This window comes from Nocardia concava NBRC 100430, assembly GCF_000308815.1.
Classification (GTDB): Bacteria; Actinomycetota; Actinomycetes; order Mycobacteriales; family Mycobacteriaceae; genus Nocardia; species Nocardia concava.
The window spans coordinates 236,981-255,419 of the sequence record NZ_BAFX01000074.1 but is presented as its reverse complement, the minus strand read 5'-3'; the positions used below and the strand labels follow the sequence as shown (position 1 = coordinate 255,419).

The 18,439-nt window shown below is 67.8% G+C and carries 13 protein-coding genes; 4 read left to right on the top strand and 9 right to left on the bottom strand.

Annotation, left to right across the window (positions count from 1 at the left end):
- The first annotated feature begins 103 nt into the window (after positions 1–103).
- A complete protein-coding gene (locus tag ON43_RS15595) occupies positions 104–1,006 on the top strand; it encodes a LysR family transcriptional regulator (protein ID WP_040808049.1) in 903 nt (300 codons plus the stop codon).
- Here ON43_RS15595 and ON43_RS15590 read toward each other — a convergent pair.
- From ON43_RS15590 to ON43_RS15565, 5 genes are all read right to left on the bottom strand, one after another.
- Entirely contained in the window at positions 1,003–2,457 is a 1,455-nt protein-coding gene (locus ON43_RS15590; protein ID WP_040808047.1) for a flavin-containing monooxygenase, read from the bottom strand. The genes ON43_RS15595 and ON43_RS15590 overlap by 4 nt on opposite strands.
- Before the next feature lie 4 nt (positions 2,458–2,461).
- On the bottom strand, positions 2,462–3,304 hold the full coding sequence (locus ON43_RS15585) for an alpha/beta fold hydrolase (RefSeq protein ID WP_051178483.1): 843 nt from the start codon (positions 3,302–3,304) through the stop codon (positions 2,462–2,464).
- The gene (locus ON43_RS15580; RefSeq protein WP_218003274.1) at positions 3,285–4,367 is read right to left on the bottom strand and encodes a serine/threonine protein phosphatase; all 1,083 of its coding nucleotides are present in this window, start codon (positions 4,365–4,367) and stop codon (positions 3,285–3,287) included. Before ON43_RS15580 ends, ON43_RS15585 begins: the two co-directional genes overlap by 20 nt.
- Before the next feature lie 563 nt (positions 4,368–4,930).
- A complete protein-coding gene (locus ON43_RS15570; RefSeq protein ID WP_157514053.1) occupies positions 4,931–5,593 on the bottom strand; it encodes a DUF3592 domain-containing protein in 663 nt (220 codons plus the stop codon).
- 155 nt (positions 5,594–5,748) lie between these two features.
- A complete protein-coding gene (locus ON43_RS15565; RefSeq protein WP_040808039.1) occupies positions 5,749–6,315 on the bottom strand; it encodes a DinB family protein in 567 nt (188 codons plus the stop codon).
- Between the two features lie 260 nt (positions 6,316–6,575).
- Here ON43_RS15565 and ON43_RS15560 point away from each other — a divergent pair, with 260 nt between their 5' ends.
- Both ON43_RS15560 and ON43_RS15555 read left to right on the top strand, forming a co-directional pair.
- Positions 6,576–6,818, top strand: a complete 243-nt coding sequence (locus ON43_RS15560) for a hypothetical protein (RefSeq protein ID WP_040808037.1) — start codon at positions 6,576–6,578, stop codon at positions 6,816–6,818.
- A gap of 530 nt (positions 6,819–7,348) precedes the next feature.
- Positions 7,349–7,891 carry a GrpB family protein gene (locus tag ON43_RS15555; protein WP_051178482.1) on the top strand — a complete coding sequence of 181 codons (543 nt, stop codon included), beginning with the start codon at positions 7,349–7,351 and terminating at the stop codon, positions 7,889–7,891.
- Between the two features lie 22 nt (positions 7,892–7,913).
- On the opposite strand, the gene ON43_RS15550 is transcribed toward ON43_RS15555, so the two are convergent.
- From ON43_RS15550 to recC, 4 genes are all read right to left on the bottom strand, one after another.
- Complete coding sequence (locus tag ON43_RS15550) at positions 7,914–8,585, bottom strand: class I SAM-dependent methyltransferase (protein ID WP_245568605.1); 672 nt, start codon at positions 8,583–8,585, stop codon at positions 7,914–7,916.
- A gap of 222 nt (positions 8,586–8,807) precedes the next feature.
- Positions 8,808–10,697 carry an exodeoxyribonuclease V subunit alpha gene (gene recD, locus ON43_RS15545; RefSeq protein ID WP_040808032.1) on the bottom strand — a complete coding sequence of 630 codons (1,890 nt, stop codon included), beginning with the start codon at positions 10,695–10,697 and terminating at the stop codon, positions 8,808–8,810.
- Positions 10,694–14,101: a UvrD-helicase domain-containing protein gene (locus ON43_RS15540; protein ID WP_083913452.1), complete on the bottom strand. Its 3,408-nt coding sequence runs from the start codon at positions 14,099–14,101 to the stop codon at positions 10,694–10,696. Before ON43_RS15540 ends, recD begins: the two co-directional genes overlap by 4 nt.
- Positions 14,102–14,624: 523 nt before the next feature.
- Positions 14,625–17,963, bottom strand: coding sequence for an exodeoxyribonuclease V subunit gamma (recC, locus tag ON43_RS15535; RefSeq protein WP_040808031.1), 3,339 nt, complete (start codon positions 17,961–17,963; stop codon positions 14,625–14,627).
- A 128-nt stretch (positions 17,964–18,091) separates the two neighbouring features.
- Between recC and ON43_RS15530 the strand changes: the two genes are divergently transcribed.
- A complete protein-coding gene (locus ON43_RS15530; RefSeq protein WP_245568604.1) occupies positions 18,092–18,364 on the top strand; it encodes a hypothetical protein in 273 nt (90 codons plus the stop codon).
- The last annotated feature ends 75 nt before the right edge of the window (positions 18,365–18,439 follow it).

Below are 18,439 nucleotides of genomic sequence, written 5' to 3'. Positions count from 1 at the left end.
GCTGTCGGCTGGATCACAACGGTAGGCTCCGGTCACTCGGCGCCGATAGTACGGAATGCGCAAGAGACTCTTTCCGAAATGGAAAGAACGACGGGAGGTTCGGGTGCGCGGCAGTCCCAGTGACGACATTCTGTTCTTCGATGTCGTGGCCCGCTCGGCCAGTCTCACCGAGGCCGGGCGCGCGTTCGGCCTGTCGGTGTCGGCGGTGAGCAAGCGGCTCGCGCAACTGGAGTCGCGGCTGGGTGTCCCCCTCGTGCAGCGCACCACCCGTCGGCTCACGCTCACCCCGGAGGGCGAGCGGTATGCCGCCGGTGCCGCTCGCCTGGCCGCGCAGCTGGAGGAGTTGGAGGACTCCCTCGCGGGGCAGCACGCCGATCTGCGCGGGCGCCTGCACGTGCGTTCCACGATCGGGCTCGGCCGCGCCCATATCGCCGATCTGGTGGCCGAATTCGTGGCCGTGCATCCGGCGGTGCAGGTCGATCTGGAGCTGTCGTCGGTGCCGTTGAATATCGCGGGGACCGGGTTCGACCTCGATATCCACGTCGGCTCGCTCCCGGATTCGCGGCTGACCGCGCGGCGGCTGCGCCGCAATCGCCGAATCGTCTGCGCGGCACCGGAATACCTGCGGCGGCATCCGGCACCGCGGCAGCTGTCGGACCTGGAGGGGCACAACTGTCTCGTGTTGCGCGAGAACGACAGCGATTACGCGCTCTGGCGATTCGACGAGCCGGACACCGCGCTGCGGGTCACCGGCAATCTGGTGAGCAATGACGGCGACGTCATCACCCGCTGGTGTCTCGAAGGGCGCGGCCTGATCATGCGCTCGCTGTGGCAGGTCGCGCCCATGCTCCGCGCGGGCACGTTGGTCCAGGTGCTACCCGAGTTTCCGACGCCGAGCGCAGACATCTACGCCACCTACACCGACACCCCGGCCCTGCCGCGCCGCACCCGAGCCCTGCTCGACCACCTCGTGCAGGGCCTGAAGGCTCGAATCCCCGGCTGCTAGGCGCGTTCGAAGCGCATGGCGGGATCGGTGATCTTGCCGTAGCGGAGTTTCGGGAGGTCGCGCAGGTAGTTCATGTGGAGTTTCCAGGGGGCGCGGTCACCCTGTTTGGGGAGGATGTCCAGGGAGCGCAGGACGTAGCCGGGTTCGAAGTTCAGGAACGGGGCGGTGCCGACGGACGCGTCGCGGATCGGGGTGGCGCGCGCGTACCCGTGGCTGTCCATGTGCTTCAGGAGGCGAACCACGTACTCGCACACCAGGTCTGCCTTCAAGGTCCAGGAGGCGTTGGTGTAGCCGATGATGAAGGCGAAGTTGGGGACGTCGGAGAGCATCATCGCCTTGTAGGCCATGGTGTCGGGGAGATTCACCTTGCGGCCGTCCACGACCAGTTCGACGCCGCCGAACGGGATCAGGTTCAAACCCGTTGCGGTGATGATGATGTCGGCGTCGAGGTCGCGGCCGGACTCGAGATGCAGGCCGGTATCGGTGAAGGTGTCGATGCGGTCGGTGACCAGGTCGAGCTGGTCCTTGCGGATGGCGCGGAACAGATCACCGTTGGGCGACAGGCACAGTCGCTGATCCCATGGCTTGTAGCTGGGGGTGAAATGCGTGTCGATGTCGTAACCCTTGGGCAGCCAGCGCTGCTGCCAGCCGCGGATCCACGCCTTCATCCGCTTCGGATAGCGTTGCGACAGTTGGTACATCAGGGTGCTGAGACCGACGTTCTTGGCGCGGGCCAGTGCGTAGGCCGTGCGGGCGGGCAGGAATTTGCGTGCGCGGTTGGCGAATTCGTCGCGGGCCGGCATGGAGATGATGTACGACGGCGAGCGCTGCAGCATCGTGACGTGCGCGCCCTGCTCGACCAGCGCCGGACCGAGCGTGACGGCGGTGGCTCCCGAACCGATGATCACGACCCGCTTGTCCGCGACATCGACATGCCCCGGCCAATGCTGCGGGTGGATGATCGGGCCCGAGAAGCGTTCCTTCCCAGCGAAGTCCGGCGTGTAGCCCTCGTCGTAGCGGTAGTAGCCCGAACAGCTGAACAGGAAGCTTGCCGTCATGACCACGGTCTCGCCGTCGTGATCGACGGTCACCGTCCACCGGTTGTCCTCCGACGACCACTCGGCCCGCACCACCTTGTGCCGATACCGGATATGCCGGTCGATCCCGTTCTCGGCAGCGGTGTCGCGCACATACGCCAGGATCGAATCACCGTCCGCGATGGCCTTGTCCCCCAGCCACGGCCGGAACCGGTACCCGAGCGTGAACATATCCGAATCCGACCGAATCCCCGGATACCGGAACAGATCCCAGGTCCCGCCACTCGCCTCCCGCATCTCCAGAATGGCGTAGGTCCGCCCCGGAAAGGCGCGCTGCAAATGGTAAGCGGCGTCGATACCGGACAACCCGGCCCCGACAATCAGCACATCGACGTGCTCGGGCGTAGTGGCCATAGCCTCAGCGTATCGAAAAAAACTCCCCCACCACGGCCGCAACCCCCTCCGGATCCCCCTTGTCGATCCCGAAATGATCCAAACCGGGCAGGATCGCGCGCTGATGGTGGGGAATCACCGACGCCAGGAAGTCCTGATCGCCATCGGTCCAGCCCCGCCTGTCCTTGTCCCCATCGAGCAACAGCACCTCCGCGGTGATCTCCGCATAGTGCCGATACGTACTGTCGAACCGCACATACTGCCGATGCTCCACCAGATTCTGCGCCAACTGCCCGAACACCGTGTCCCGCTCGGGCGCCTTCATGATCACCGGCATCATCCGCCGAAACATCCACCGCGGAATCCTCCGCACATGATCCGGACTCATACTCCGAGCGAACTCGACGAAAGCGTCGAAGGGTTTGCCCTGAGCCAAGTACTTCTCGTACGGCTCCATCCACTCGGTCGGCATCGACCCGTCCACCGACAGCCCCGGCTCATACACCGCCACCTTCCGAATCCCCGAATCCGCCCGAGCCGCCTCCAACGCGACGAATCCGCCATAGCTGTGCCCAACCACCAGCCCCGCGCCCGTTTTGTCCTGTACAGCACGAAGATCCGCACAGTCCGCCTCGACCCCGTGCCCCACCCGCTGCGGCCCGCTCTCCCCACGCCCCCGCCGCTCCATCGTGTGCACCGTGAACCCGGTGCCCAACGCCCGCGCAAACCGCCCATACCCGCTCGCCACAGACAGCGCCCCGGGTACCACGACCACCCCCGGCCCACTCCCCACACTCAGATACGCGATCCGCGTCCCATCCTCGGACACAACGTAATCCGCCACCTGATCAGGCTCCGATTCCCCCATAACCCCTCCCGACGTCACGCACCGCCAGGTTACCCTCACGCCCCGCACCTCCGGCGACGTTGCCGCCCGGGTACTCCGTGTGGATTTCGCCGGCGAACAGATCCCACATAAAGGCGTTCATCATCGCGGCCGCGGGAGCGTGCCGGGTCAGGATCGCAGCCACAGCAGGCGGTACGCCGTCCGGGATTCGGCCCGCAGCACACTCGACCACGTATTCGTTGCGGGCGACCGGGCCGCCGGTGGGCCGGGTCGGGACTCCACAGATATCCGTGACGATCCAGTTGACCAGTCGCGTCGCGGTGTAGTCGGCGTCGTAAGTGACATGGCGCTCGACGAATTCGTGCTCAACGAGCGACAGGTCGAAATGCGGGGAGGTGGCCAGACCGAAGTCGGTGAGATAGATGCACTCCCCATCACTGCGGATGTTGCCGAAATGCCCGTCCATGTGCAGCAATTCGCGGCCCCGAAGGAACGCGACAATCTCCACCAGCTGTCGCTCGACAACCACGGCCTTGCCAACCGGGTTCTCCCGCAACCAATCTCCCACCGCATACGGGATGTACTCACTGAACAACACCAGCGAGCCGGGCGCCACGACAAGCGCTTCCAGACGGGCCCGAACCGCTGCGGACTCCCCCTGCGCTGCCACAACCACGTCGATATCAGCATGTTCGGCCGCGACCGCCGACCGCCCGGGCAACACCCGCCAGTGATAAAGCACCGGAAACAACCGTGCCTCACCGCCCAAAACAGCCTCGGTAGCAACCTCGTTCGCAGCCAACTCCCGCCACCCATTGAACCCCGGCCCACCAATCCCGTACTGGCAGAACAGCGGTACCTCGAAATGATTCGCGGTCGAGCCACGATGCTCCAACTCCCGCTCGGTCAACGGGATGCGCTTGACGAACACCGCCACACCATCGACCTCAACGACCGACGACTCCCCACCCACACCGACGCCAACGGACAGCCCCGTCCCTACAAGCTCAACGAGTTCACCGTCCGTCCGATTTCGCAGAAAGCCCGAGAGCCGTTGATAGCGTTGCCTTCTGGCGTCCGTCATCACCCGATTCTGCCACCGCCCACGAAGTACCCCGCGAGCCGTTCACACAGCGCAACCAGTTCGGTTTCCCCGATGCGCGGACCCTCATCCCACGAATCGATGTCGAACCACCCCACCGAATCTGGTCGGCATGGCGGCCCAGGGCAATTGGACGTGGCGAGACCTCAGCCGGCCCGATGGACCTCATGCGCTCGATTCCAATCAGATACGCCAAATGCCCAGTCCTGGCCTGTGCTCCGGCCGGACGCCGCGTGGGCGGTTGGAAGGGACAGCTCCGACCAGGGGCTCATCGAACGAGTTCGAGCAGTCCCCACACGACGAGGCCGATCAAGGCGGCTGCGCCTGCAATGACACCCGCCAGGTCGGCCATGCGTCGCGTTTGATGTACTGCCGGTGCGAACCCGGCGGCTTCGGCTTCTCTCCACAGCCACCCGATCGCCTCGATCGCTGTGAAACTCTGCACCATCTCGAGGTGCTCGCCGAACTCTGTGATCTGGCCTGCCTTACCGAAATCACTATCCGGTCGAACAACTCCTGGATTTGGGCCTGCAGCTCGCCGCCCGCTATTCCGAGGTGACTCCGGTGTCGGATCGGGCCAGCGGGCAAATGCCTCGATGCGGCCTGTTCCGGGCTTGGATACGTCCGTGAACCGAGAAGGGGTGAGCGGCGGGATAGCGCTCGAACATCACCGACCATCGCGGGTCTGTCGGATCGAGCTCGATGATGAACTCGGCACGGCCGAAACGGTTCTCGAGCACCGTGAACGAGTACGGTGTGCTTGCCGATGCCGTGCGTAGATGTTCCAGCAACCCGGGTACCGTGCCAGGGGTCCGCCTCGATAATTCCCGCGGGATCCAGGCCGGTAGCAGATCCGTGAAGCTTTCTACGATTCGTCCACGCGGCCGGAAAATACGAATGCGGCTGGGCGCCTTCGGGTCATAGGTGATCTCGACTCGTTCACCGCTGTGGAAGCGGGGGTATTCGCCTCGGTCGATCGAGTACGCCGCGGGCGTCTCCGCGCGCTGCCATTGCCCGCCGGTTGTCTGGAACTCGACGACAACCAGTAACTGCCAGAAGTTCGGATTCTCCTCCGACCGGATGTACCGCTGTCGATGGCCGATCACCGTAGCAAGCGCACGAACCGACCGGCGACGCCTCATACCTACCGTGTACACGCGCCAGGCGAACAACCCCGACAACACCGCCGCGAAGACCCAGAACATCATTCCCCGCAGATCCGGTGACCGACGCCCTCGCGCGCCGGTGGACGACAGATCCGCGAATCCTCTTGCACACCAGGATCTTAAACGGGCATTCGCTGCGACCGCACCGGCGATATCGGGCCTCGCGCTGGCCGGTTCGGCCAGCGCACCACAAGGCATCAGGGTGCGTTCGGTGCATCGGACCAGGGTTCGCGGATGCCGCTGACGGTCAACTGTTTTCGGTGGTGGTCGTAGTGTCGCCCCGGATATCGGTAGAGCTCGGCGAGGGACATCGACCCCCGGAAGTACGGATCCCAGCGGCTCGGATAGTGCATTTCGCGCGTGAACTTCGCCGCGTCCGACCGTCGGAGTGAACGCTGCAACGACGCGATGACCCGATCCATCTTCGCGCCCATCCTGCGCCGGTTGTACACACGCGCGGCCAGGCGGGAGCCATAGAAGTTGACCACGTCGAACGGTCCGGTCACGGCATTCAGCAATCGTGCGTTCGCGCGGCTCGCGCCGGTGGGCAGACGGCCGAATATCCGTGCGAGGATCAGCAGCTTCTGAACGATCATGTAGCCGAATACCATATGGAACAACAGCTCTTCGTTGGTCCAGCGGGTGCCGATGGTCGGGGCAGCCCACTCATCGGCACCGGTGCTCTCGAGCAGATGGTGAAAGTCGGTTCGTGCTCGCTCCAGGTCGGCGGCGAGTCCGTCGCGGTCGACGTTCGGTTGTGACATGCCTGTACCTCGATTCGAGCGCCGCAACACGCCAATACGATGATGGTCGCGCGCGTGCGCCCGAAGTCAAGACACCAGACCTAACCGGCCCTGAACTCGGCATATGCGGATACTGCGACGGCCCCGAGCTGTTCCGGGTCCGCAGGACATTCGACCACCCCGAATCAGTACGGCCAAGTGACCTGCCGTCGTATGGATACTGCTGATTGGGTGGACTGCGAGAGGATCGAGTCTCCGGTATGGTCGGCATCCGCTAGGGGGTGAACGGAATTCTGACGGCCTTCATCGTTCTGGGGCTGGTGCTGGCACCGGTTTCGATCGGTGCCGCGGTGGTATCCGCGGCACGTAAAGAGGGAGTGGGTCCGCTCATACGCGATACCGGTATCCACGTCGCAGTGTTTGTCGCCTGCTCTATCGGTATCTGCATGCTGGTACTGGCCATACTGTTCGGCGTTGGCACGGTCGTGGAGTTCATGCTCAATCTGCACCCGACGCCAGACTGATCGGCTCCCGACCGCCACAGTGCATCAGTTGCTCGCTGGTCGGTGATCACCGCGACCAGGCAGAGCGCACGGGCACGGATGCTCACAATACTGGGCCCTGTACTGATGATCTGTTGATTCTGGCTCCGTACGCGTTCGTGCAGTACGAACTCATGGCCTGGCGGTTGCTCATATTTCGTTGCCCCGAATACATCGCAGGGGGCCTCGACCCTTCGCGGTCGGCACCTGTAGGTCGGACCTCGCAGCTCCCGAAGCCGCCCGACACCGGTTCCGGCATTTCGCGGGAGTCGGCATCCAACCCTGCCGGCTGGGCATGAACTACCGGTCAAGGGCCTGCGGGTACCGATGCGCGGTACGAACGGAGGCCGGACTGTAGGCGTTGGCGGACTTGGCCTTTGCCAGTACTGCGGCCTGCGACGACGGTGTTCGATGCGCTAGCCTGGACAACTTGTTGTTTCGAGGCCAGGAGATTGAGTGCGGTGTCGTTTCCACCCGAGGTAACACAGCGATTGGTAAGCACTCCCGAGCAAATGGCGGCCGCTTGGGTCGACGGCGGGCCGCCACGGGTCGAGCCGATCGTTCTCGCTGCCTACGATCCGCGCTGGCCGACGCTGTTCGGTGAACAGGCCGATCTGATCCGACAGGCGCTGGGCGAGAGGGCGCTGGCGGTTGAGCATGTCGGCAGCACCGCGATTGCGGGGATGGCTGCCAAGCCGATCATCGACATCGACCTCATCGTCGCTGACTCGGCAGATGAGTCCTGCTACCTCACTGAGTTGGAGGAGGCGGGTTACCGTCTGATCCTGCGAGAGCCAGACTGGCATCAGCATCGGATGCTCATCCGGGCCGACCCTGCGGTGAACCTACATGTCTTCAGCCCCAATGCTTCTGAGCATATCCGGCACCTGGTATTCCGGGACTGGCTGCGCGACCACGCCGAAGATCGAGATCTCTATGCCAACGCCAAGCGCGAGATCGCGACGCGAACAAGCGACTCTCCCGCCGACTACAACCTCGCCAAGAACCCGATCATCGATGAAATCTATCGGCGCGCATTCGAGCACGCCGGATAGGGCCTCGTAGCGATTGATCGAATCAGTCGCCGGAAACGCGTCCCGACAGCCGACGGGTGCGCAGCACGCCGGTCAGCATCGGGAGTGAGAATTCGCCACTGGAGATTTCTGGTCTGGTTGCGAGAAACTCGCGGATGCGGCTGAGCGCGGCCTGTCGTTCCTGCTCGGGCATGACCAATATGCCTGCGCGCGTGGCAATTGTCGCAACGAGGGAGTCCGCGGTGCGACGCTGTGAGTGGGTGAACTCGGCCTGTTCTGGCGTGCCGAACCGGGCAACAGCACCCGAGCCGGGTAGGTGCATCCCAGCTGTCGCGGTGCGCCAGCTGCTGAGTGTGTCCCGGGGTCCGATGGCCGCCCGGCCGCTGACACGTTCGAGCCCGGAAACCCAGTCGATCCGGTTGTCCAGCACGTTCCACAAGCCTGCCAGGACGCCGCCGGGTGCGAGAACCCGCGCAATCTCCGGTCCCGCGATGGCCATGTTGAACCAGTGCAGGGCATTTCCGGCCAGCACAGCGTCGACCGACGCGTCCGGCAGCGGTATCGACTCGGCGCTGCCCGAAAGACTGCGAATCGCCGGTAACGCGCGGCGCAATTCGGCCAGCATTGCGGGATCCGGCTCGACGGCGATGACATCGACGCCCAACGCAATCAGTGTGCCGGTGAGCTTGCCCGTCCCAGCGCCGAGGTCGAGCACGCGTGGACCGGGCGCCGACGCCAGCGCCCAGCGCGCCGCGGCCGGTGCGTAATCGGGTCGGTGCTCCGCATAGGCCGCCGCCGCTGTACCGAACGACGAAGAATGACGTTGCCGCACATCCCTTTCCATCCACCCACCCTAAGCGCGCCTTCTATCGCACGAGAATGCACTGGTGGAGGTGTCTTCTCGACGTTTGCCTGCGTGAATGCATGTTCATCGAGCTCAGTCGGGGTTGCGGAGGCCGCTGGCTCGGAGGACTCGGCGGGAGATGGCGGAGTGGATGGAGTCGGGGGTGCCCAGGATTCGGACGTGGCGGCGGGCGCGGGTGATGGCTGTGTAGAGGAGCTCACGGGTGAGCAATGTGGATTCGGGGCCGGGGAGGATTACCGAGACTGTGTCGTATTGGCTGCCCTGGCTGCGGTGGATGGTCATGGCGTAGACGGTTGTTACGCCGGGGAATTGGGTGGGGTGGACTAGGTAGGGGTCGGTGCCTCGTTGGAGGGCGGCGCGGAGGGTGCCGTCGGGCATGCGGACTATGACGCCGGTGTCGCCGTTGTAGATGCGGGCCTCGTGGTCGTTGGCGGTTACCAGCAACGGTTGGCCCGGATACCAGTGGCCTGCACCGGGATCGGCGGTGATGCCTGCCGCGGTGACCCAGCCGGCGGCGAGGCGGTCCCAGCGTTCGACGCCGTAGGGGCCCTGGCGGTGGGCGCAGAGGAGGCGGTGGGATTCGAGGGCGGTCAACGCCGCCGTCGCGTTGCCTGCGAGGGCGGCGTCGGTGGCTTCGCGGGAGGCGCGCAGGACGTCGGCGCGGACCTCGGTGATGTCGTCGGGGGCGTACAGGGACAGTTCGTGGCCGCCGTCGGCCAGCAGCGACAAGGCCGTATCGGCGTCGCCGGCGCGGATGGCGACGGCCAGTTCGGCGATGCGGCCGCCGAAGCGGCGGCCGCGGGTGAGGCGGACGATGCCGCCGCGGAGGCGTTCTCGTTCGCGGCTCGACAGGGCATCCGGGTGGGCGGCGGTGTCGCGCAGCTCGCCGCCCAGCACGGCGTCCAGGGCCGGATTCGCTTGTCCGGGAACCGGTCCCGCCACCAGGTCGGCGAGGACGGCGCCCGCGTCGACGGAGGCGAGCTGGTCGGGGTCGCCGACCAGGACGAGGCGGGCGTCGGGGCGGACGGCGGGCAGCAGGCGGCTCATCATGGTCAGCGACACCATGGAGGTTTCGTCGACCACGATGACGTCGTAGGGCAGGCGGTTGAATTCGTTGTGCTTGAAACGCCCAGCCCCGCCGCGCTGCCAGCCGAGCAGGCGGTGCAGGGTGGCGGCGGTGAGCTCGGGCAGGCCGATGTCACCGGCCTGTTCGCGCACCGACTCCTGCATGCGCGCCGCGGCCTTGCCGGTGGGCGCGGCGAGGGCGATGCGCAGCGCGGGCGCGCCGGGCACGGCCTGCTGATGCGCGACCAGCAGCGCCAGCACACGGGCGATGGTGTGGGTCTTGCCGGTGCCGGGGCCACCGGCGACCACGGTCGTCCACTGGGTGGCGGCCAGCGCGGCCGCCAGCCGCTGCCGGTCAGGCGGTTCGCCGGGTCCGGTCTGGTCCGGGAAGAGCCGATCCAGTTCGCGCCGAACCAGTTCCGCGTCCACCATCGGATGCGATGCGGCCCGCTCGGTGAGGACCCGGCGGATGGTCTCCTCCTGCCGGTAGTACCGGTCGAGGTAGAGCAGCGGCCCGGCGTCGGAGCCGGGCGGGTCGATGAGTCGCAGCGGTCGCAGCGGCCCGGCGGGGCTGCCGGTGACCAGCGGGCTGACCCGCAGTGCGGCGATGACGGATTCGACGTCCGGCCACGGCAGCGTCGCCGGGTCGATGGCCGATTCCTCGGTGCCCTCGGCGTCCACGCCGATCTCGTGCATGCGCCGCACTTCCAGGCACACCGACCCGGATCGTACGGCGCGCACCGCCAGCGCGGTCGCGAACACGGCCGCCTCCGACCGCTCCCCGCCGAGTCGCGAGAGCCGCAGCGCCACATGCACATCGGCCGCCGACAGCACACCGGCGTTGTTGAACACCTGCAGCAGCCCGGTTCCGCGCTGCGCGAGCTGAATCGAGGTCATCGTCCCACCACCTCTGTATCACCGGCGAGCAGGGCGGACAGTTCGACGATCAGCGCAACCGGCGGCATCCAGTTGAAAACGCCACAGCCGTCGGGGGTTTCGGGCCCGACCATGCCGCGCACGAACAGGTACCGGATCCCGCCCAGATGCTGCGCCGGGTCGTAGCCCGGCAGCCGCCAACGCAGATACCGGTGCAGCGCAACCGAATACAGGATCGCCTGCAACGGATAATGCGAGCGCATCATCTCCGCGCCCATCCGCTCGCGCGTGTAGTGCGCGACGGTGAGATCGCCGGTCCCGAGCCGGTTGGTCTTGTAGTCGACGACCAGGAACCGCGGCCCGGTGGTGCGCAGCACGGCATCGATACTGCCGGTGAGGAATCCGCGCAGCGGTGTGTCGTCCAGGTGCGCCAGCTGATCGGCGTACGGCTCGAAGATATCCCCGGCGGGCACATGGCGACGCCACAGATCGGCAATGCGCGGGACGGTGACTCGCGCACCAGTCGGGGTATCACCGCCGGAGAGCGGCAGTTCGAAATCGAGCTCGCTCAACCGATCCCGGGTCGCGAAGTCCGCGAGCGTCCCGTCCCCGATGGGCGTGTGCATGACGGCCAGCAGCGCGCCCGACAGCACGTCGGGATCCGCGTCGAACATCTGCTCGCCGACCGCGTGCAGGCAGCGGGTCCGGATCTCGGCCGCCAGATCGGGCGCGTCGGTATCGACGTATTCGAGGACCTCGTGCACGAGGGTGCCGAACTCCGCACCGTAGGGCAGCGAATTCATCAGCGAGGGCATGGCTCCCGCGAACACGTCGAGCTCATCGGCCAGCACCGAGGGCGTGGCCGGTTCATCGGAGACACCGCCGCCCTCGGGCAGATCGGCGGCGGGCAGCGCGTCGTGCGCGCCCGCGGTCAGCGCCGAGTAGGAGGTGCGCCGCCACGCATGATCGAGCGTCCGGTCGAAGTGCGCGGCCGCCAAAGGCACCGCGGCGGTGGCGGTGTCGTCGTGCGGCAGGCGGGCACGGGTGAACTCACGCACCGGTTCGATGGCGATCACGCCGGGCTCGGCGGTCGTCGCCCACTCCCGAATCCGTTCCAGCACTACCGAATCCGCGGGCACCGGCACCTTGTCGGCAATGGCCGGGCTGCCAGGTTCCCGGCCCAGCAGCATGCGGTGCAGTGGCGCGGTCTGGGTGTCGTAGGACGGCGCCCACCAGGCGATCACCTGCGCACCCGCACGGGTCAACGCCACGTACAGCAGCCGCAGTTCCTCGGCCTGCTCCTCGGCCTCCGCGCGCAGTCGGCGCGAGCTGTAGCCGGGCGCGTCGGGCCCGCCGACGTCCAGCACGCGACGCCCCTGCTCGTCATGGAACAGCAGGGTCGGCGGATTGCGCAGCTTGGCCGCGTCCCACGCGAAAGGCAGGTACACGACCGGGAATTCGAGCCCCTTGCTGGCATGCACGGTGGCGATCTGCACGGCCGCCGCATCACGATCCAGACGGCGGCTGCGGTCGGCCACGCTGCCGGAAGCGGGGTCACGCACGCGGTCGGCCAGCCAGCGCGTCAGCGCGGACAAGCCGAGTCCCTCACGCAGCGCGGCATCGTCGAGCAACTGTGCGATCTGCCGCAGATCGGTGAGCTGACGTTCCCCGCCTTCGAGGGCGAGCAGCCGCGGAGCCAGTTTCGTTTCGGCGGCCAGCTTTTCGGAGACCGCCGCGAAACCCGCGCGCGCGAACAGCCGCGCCGAATCACGCAGTTCGGCGCTGAGGCGGCCGACCAGATCGGCTCCCCCGGCGTCGATCTCCTCCGCGCTCAATCCCAGCAGGGCCGTCCCGGCCGCCAATCGCACCCGATCCCCACGGTGCGGCTGCTCCAAGGCGTGCAGCACCCACAGCCATTCGGTGGCGGCGGGTGTCCCGAAAACGCTTGCGCCACCGGCCAGCACGGACGCGACACCGGCGGCTTCCAGCTCCTTGCGCACCATCTCCAGCTGATTGCGATTGCGCACCAGCACCGCGATATCCCCGGGCCCGATCGGCCTTTCGTCGGCCGTGCCCGCATTGATGCGCGTCCCGGATTCCAGCAGGCCGACGATATCGGCCGCCACATCGATGGCGACCCGCTCCCGCTGCCGCCCGACGGTCGGATACCCGGACTTGTTGAGCGGCCCCGCGCCACTACGCGGCAGGCACCGCAACCGCATCGGCGTCACCCGCTCAGGCGCCCCGGACAACCGCGAGAAGGGCCGCGTCGCCGCCACCCGATGCACGGTGATCTCCTTGTGCCCCAATGCCGCCCCGCCCTGCAGATGCTCGAGCGCGGTCAGCAGCCCGGCGTCGCTGCGCCGGTTGGTGGTGAGCTCCCGCTTGCTGTCGGCATGCGCCACCGCATCCAGATAGCTCAGCACCTCCGCACCCCGGAAGGCGTAGATCGCCTGCTTCGGATCCCCGACCAGCACCAGCGTCGAATGCCCGTGGAAGGCGCGCCGCAAGATATCCCACTGCAACGGATCGGTGTCCTGGAACTCGTCCACCAGCGCGACCTTGTAACGGTCCCGAATCCGCTGGCACGCCCGCGGCCCGTGTTCCGGATCGGCCAGCACCTCGTGCAACAGCACCAGCAGATCGTCGAAGTCCCGCAATCCCGAAAGCCGTTTCCGCCGAGCCGTTTCCACCCGCACGGCCTCCGCGAACCCGACCCGCTCCGCCGCCGGATCGTCCTCGCCCTCCGGCTCCGGCAGCAGCTTGGCATGCGGATCCCCCACCGCCGCCGCGGCCAGCCGCTGCGCATCCGCGGGCCCGAACGGCGCACCCCCGCGCGCATACCGGCTCAGATACAGATCATCGGCCACCGTAGAGACGACATCCTCGATCCCCTCGACCAGCCGCACCCCCGGATCCTGCTCCCCCGCCAGCCCCAGCTCATCGAGCATCCGCTGACAAAAGCTGTGCGTCGTCGCGATCGTCCCCGCATCGAAATCCGACAGCGCCGCCAGCAACCGCTCCCGCCGCGCCGCGATCTCCCCCGGATTCCCTTGCGCCAGATGCCGAATCAGCTCATCCCCCGAAGCCAGCGCCCGCTCCGGATCCGCCAACGCCGTCGCCACCCCGACGAACCGATCCCGAGTCCGCTCCCGCAACTCCTGCGTGGCCGCCCGGCTGAACGTCACCAGCAGCAACTCCGAGACATCCACCCCCATCTCGGCCACGAACCGCACCGCCAACCCCACAATGGCGTACGTCTTCCCCGTCCCCGCACTCGCCTCGAGCACGGTCGTCCCCTGCGGCAATACCCCGGTCAACTCGAACCGCGACTCCGAATTCCCCGGCGCCACATCAGATCCGCCGCTGGTCGCACTGGATCGACCACCCGGTGCACCGTCCGGCACAGCAGCCGCGCCCGGCATGAGGCCACTCGGCTCCGCGTCCCAGAGCCCGTCGCCGACGGCCGTGGCGGCCGGGGCGTGGGCATCGTGCCCGGCCGCGAAAATCCCGTCCGCCGGAGCCGGGTCGGGGTCAGTGGCCGCCGGATCCGGCTCCGGCGCAGTGGTTTCCGCCTGGTCGGCCGAATCTCCGGCCGCGCGAGGCGCATCCCACAACGTCTGGCCCGTCGACGTGTCATCGGCGGCGGCAGGCCCCGGCCGCGGCTCGGACTCGGACGAGAGCGCGAACAGGTCGGGCACTTCGGGCTGGGTCGGGGCGGCCTCGCGATGGCGTCGAGCCTCGCCCGCCGAGCCGTCGGTGCGTCGGCGGCCGCGGGTGGCCGGGCGCGGGGCCAGGTCCGGGTCGGTGAGGGAGAACAGGTCGTCGGTCACGCGGGGCTCCCCTGGTCGTCCCGGCGCGGCCGGAATCCACGCGGGCGGATTCCGGCCGTCGACAGGCCGGAATGACGGGACGGGGTGCCGGACAGGGGGTTCCTCCTCGGGGCGGTCACGGTTGGCCTTGATTCTCGTTGGTGAGCAACGGATTCCACAGGCGGCGCGCCAGTTCGCCGAAACGGGTCGGTTCGGATTCGATGCCCGGCAGGGCGGGGGCGGCGGCTTCGGTGAGCTGGTGGAAGCGGGGATTGGGGCCGAGGATGTGGCGGAGGTAGCGGTCGGTGTTCTCGCCGAAGCGGCCGTCGAATTCCTGTTCGGCGGCCAGCAGGGCGTCGTCGGGGGTGCCGCCGGCGAGGCGGCGTTCGGCGTAGACGGCGGAGGCGGCGGGGGCGATGGGAAGTGGTTCGGTGAGGCCCTCGTCGCGGATGGCGACCAGTTCGCGCAGGATGCCGCGGGACAGGGCCGCGGGCGGGGCGGTGAGGGTGGATTGCCAGGCGGGGCGGTTGTGTTTGCCGCGCCCGATGGTGAGGGCGCGCCAGCTCTGGTGGGTGCCGGTCGCGGCCAGGGCGAGCAGCCGGATCCAGGCGGCCATGCGATGTTTGGGCGCGAGGCGCGAGTAGGTGGTGCGCAGCAGGGCGTCGTCGTGGACGTCGGGGACGGTGCCGGTGAGGCGGCGGCCCTCACCCAGGTCGACGGCGATATCGATGGTGCGGGAAGGGATTTCGTGCAGCGGCCGGGCGACGCGGACCAGCTGGTCGACGGTCCCCTCCACCTCGTCGAGCACGGCCGCGCCCAGGCTGAACGGCGGCAGCGTGCCGCGCCGCCATTCCGCGGCCCGCAACACATTCGGGTCGACGCCGGTGAGCCGCGCGCTCAGCATGCGCTCGCCCATATTCCATTTGGTGAGCCCGTCGAGCTCAATGGGGAGGCGATCGGCGATCTCCTCCTCTTCCTCGGGCACGCGAATCCCCAAGCGCTGCCACAGGAATGCCCGCACCGGATGCTCGGCGAAGGACACCAGATCCGCGAGCTCCACATCACCGCGTTCGACCTCCGGCAGCGGTGTCGGCAGGAACAGCGGCCGCGGCGTCGGCGCACGCCCCGCGGCCTGCGCACCCGCCAGCGCGACGGTGTCGAAACTGAACGGCTCCTCGACCCGGAAATTGCGACGATCGAAGGGCTGCAACGGGTGTCGCGTCACCACCCGATCCATGGCGGCCGCCCCGACGTGCGCGCGCACGGTGTCGAGCAGTTCGGCCAGCGGGATCGCGGGCGGCCGATGCGCACCCGACACCGGATCGGATCCGGTGTGCAGCAACACCAGTCGCTCCCCGGCCGCCATGATCGCGTCCAGCAGCAACTGCCGATCCTCACTGCGCGGATCCCGATCCCCGGGCAGCCGATGCCGCGCCAGCGCATCGTCACCGTCCACACCACCCGTACGCGGGAACACTTCGTCATCGAGTCCGAGCAGCACCACCACCCGATGCGGTACCGACCGCATCGGCACCATGGTGCACACCGTCAGCTCCCCGGTCCGGAAGTTGGCCCGCGACGGCCGCCCAGCCAGCCGCGCCGTCAACAAGGCCCCGATATCACTGAGCCGCAACGGAATCCGCCCTGCGGGCTCCAGCGCCGTGGCCAGCTCCCGGCGTGCCTGCACCGCCATCCACCCCTGCGTCACCGGCACCTCGGTCAGCAGATCCAGCGCCCGCCCGAGCACCGCCGCCCACTCCGCCGCCGGCCGCGCCGACCCGGCCGGTTCCTCCAGCGTGGACCCGCGCAGATCCCGCAGGCACACCGCCAGCCGGTCCACGAATTCCGCGAACCGCCCCGACAGATCGATGTCATTGCTGTCCACGTCATCGAGCGGCAGCACCAGATCCAGCCAGTCCTCGCTGGATTCGCCCGCCGCCACCCCCAGCAGAATGCGATCCACCGCCGCGTTCAAGGTGTTCTGCGCGAAGTCCCCCAGCCCGAACGCCTGCCGCTGCCGCTGCCCGATCCCCCACCGCGCGCCGGTCTCGGTGGCCCATTCCCGCAGCCGCTCGATATCGTCGTCGTCGAATCCGCAGCGCAGCCGAACCGGTTCCGCCGCACACAGATCCAGCGCCTCCGTCACAGTGACGCGGCCGTCGGCCAACTCCAGCAGTGTCCCGACCACATCCAGCAGCGGATTCACCGCCCGCTGCGCCCGGTCGGCCAGCCGCACCCGCAACCCGTGCGCCGGATGCCCCGGCTCGGCCCCGTCCAGGGACCACTGCCCGAACGCCGCCCGCACCAGCGGCGCGTAGCTCTCGACATCCGGGCACATGACGATGACGTCGCGCGGCTCCAGCGTCGGGTCGGCGCTGAAGATTCCGAGCAAGGCATCCCGCAGCACCTCGACCTGCCGCGACGGCCCATGACACGAGTGCACCGCGATCGTCCCGTCGGCCAGGCTCGGCTCCGGCATGAGCGACCACCGGTCCTGCCGCACCGCCGCCTGCAGCTCCGACAGCAGTGTCCGCGGCCCCACCGCCTCCGGCCGCGGATGATAGGTATCGATGTGGTCGTAGCCCGACAGCCGCTGCTGCAGCTCCCGCACATCCCGCCCCAGCGCCGCCAGCAGCGGATGCCGCACCCGCACACCGGAATTCGGGATCACCTCGGCATCGGCCAGCTTGGTCCACAGCGCCGGACTGGGATGCACCAGCCACAGGTGCACCTGCCGCCCCGACGACAGTGCCGAGAGCACCTCCAGCTGATCGGTGGTCAGCCGTGTCACCCCGAACAGCGAAATCCGTTCCGGCAGCGACACGATCGACGGCTCCGCCCGCAGCCGCGCACACGCCGCGCCCAGCCGCTCGGCCGGACTCGGCACCCCCACCACCCCGCGCAGCCGCCGCCACAGCAGCGGCTGCCACAGCAGATCCGGCGGCAGCGCATTCCCGGCCCCGTCGGTATCGCGGCCGTCGGCCCAGTCGGTCATCATCGCCGGACGCTGCGCGGCATAACTGTCGAACAGCGACGCGATCCGCGCCGCCGTGGCGTACCGGCGCCCGACCCGGTACCCGCCCGCGTCCCCGTGCCCGAGATGCCGTGCCAGCACCGCCGCCCACGACTCGGACAGCACCTCGTCGAGCACCGGCAGCAGCGTCCACACCAAGCGCTCCGGCGACCACGGATCCTGTTCGGGATCCACACCGGTCGCCTCCGCGAGCACCGTCGCCACCAAGGCGGCCGGGTCCGCGAAATCGATATTGGCCGAAATGCCGTCAACCCCGGTGACACTTCCGGCCGCACCCCCGCAACCGAGTACGGTCGCCAGTCGCTGGGTCAGCCAGCGCTCGATTCCCTTGGCGGGAACCGCGACCACTTCCGGGGTGAACGGATCACCGAGCGGATCGCTGAGCAGCTCGGCCAGCGCGTCGGCAAGCGTGTCCGCCCGTTCGGCCCGGTGAATGTGCACGTGCTGTGTTTATACAGTCGGCGAACGACATGCAAACACCACGCCTCACGGCTCGCCGGGTGACACCTGCCACACGCCGATGGTTTGCTAGGGCGCGTCACCCCGAAATTCGAGTGTGGTATGCGACAGTGCGTTTCGGGGAGGTCTTCGTTGGTGAGGCTGGAGATTTTGTACCGAAAGGCTGGTTCGCGTCGATGTCTGCGTCGGTGATTCCCCTGGTGCCCAGAACCGGTTTCACGGTTCGCCGGGTGGGAGACCGCTGGGAACTCGTCAACTCCCGACATTACGGGCGCGGCGTGGTTCTACAGTCCTGGCCGCGCGAGCGGCACACCGAGGCATTCGAGCACTGCTATCGCCTCAATGGCCGCAGTATCGAAGAGCTACAGGCGGCTTTCCGCTGACGAGCACGAAAATCGGTGCGACAGTGTCGATTCGATAACAGAAGCGCGGTTGTCCTGCAAGACGTGCGTATCGGG

Coding starts and splice junctions, on each gene's coding strand:
- ON43_RS15590 (WP_040808047.1), bottom strand. CDS start 2,457: ATGGCCACTACGCCCGAGCACGTCGATGTGCTGATTGTCGGGGCCGGG.
- ON43_RS15585 (WP_051178483.1), bottom strand. CDS start 3,304: ATGGGGGAATCGGAGCCTGATCAGGTGGCGGATTACGTTGTGTCCGAG.
- ON43_RS15580 (WP_218003274.1), bottom strand. CDS start 4,367: ATGACGGACGCCAGAAGGCAACGCTATCAACGGCTCTCGGGCTTTCTG.
- ON43_RS15570 (WP_157514053.1), bottom strand. CDS start 5,593: ATGATGTTCTGGGTCTTCGCGGCGGTGTTGTCGGGGTTGTTCGCCTGG.
- ON43_RS15565 (WP_040808039.1), bottom strand. CDS start 6,315: ATGTCACAACCGAACGTCGACCGCGACGGACTCGCCGCCGACCTGGAG.
- ON43_RS15555 (WP_051178482.1), top strand. CDS start 7,349: ATGGCGGCCGCTTGGGTCGACGGCGGGCCGCCACGGGTCGAGCCGATC.
- recD (WP_040808032.1), bottom strand. CDS start 10,697: ATGACCTCGATTCAGCTCGCGCAGCGCGGAACCGGGCTGCTGCAGGTG.
- ON43_RS15540 (WP_083913452.1), bottom strand. CDS start 14,101: ATGCCGGGCGCGGCTGCTGTGCCGGACGGTGCACCGGGTGGTCGATCC.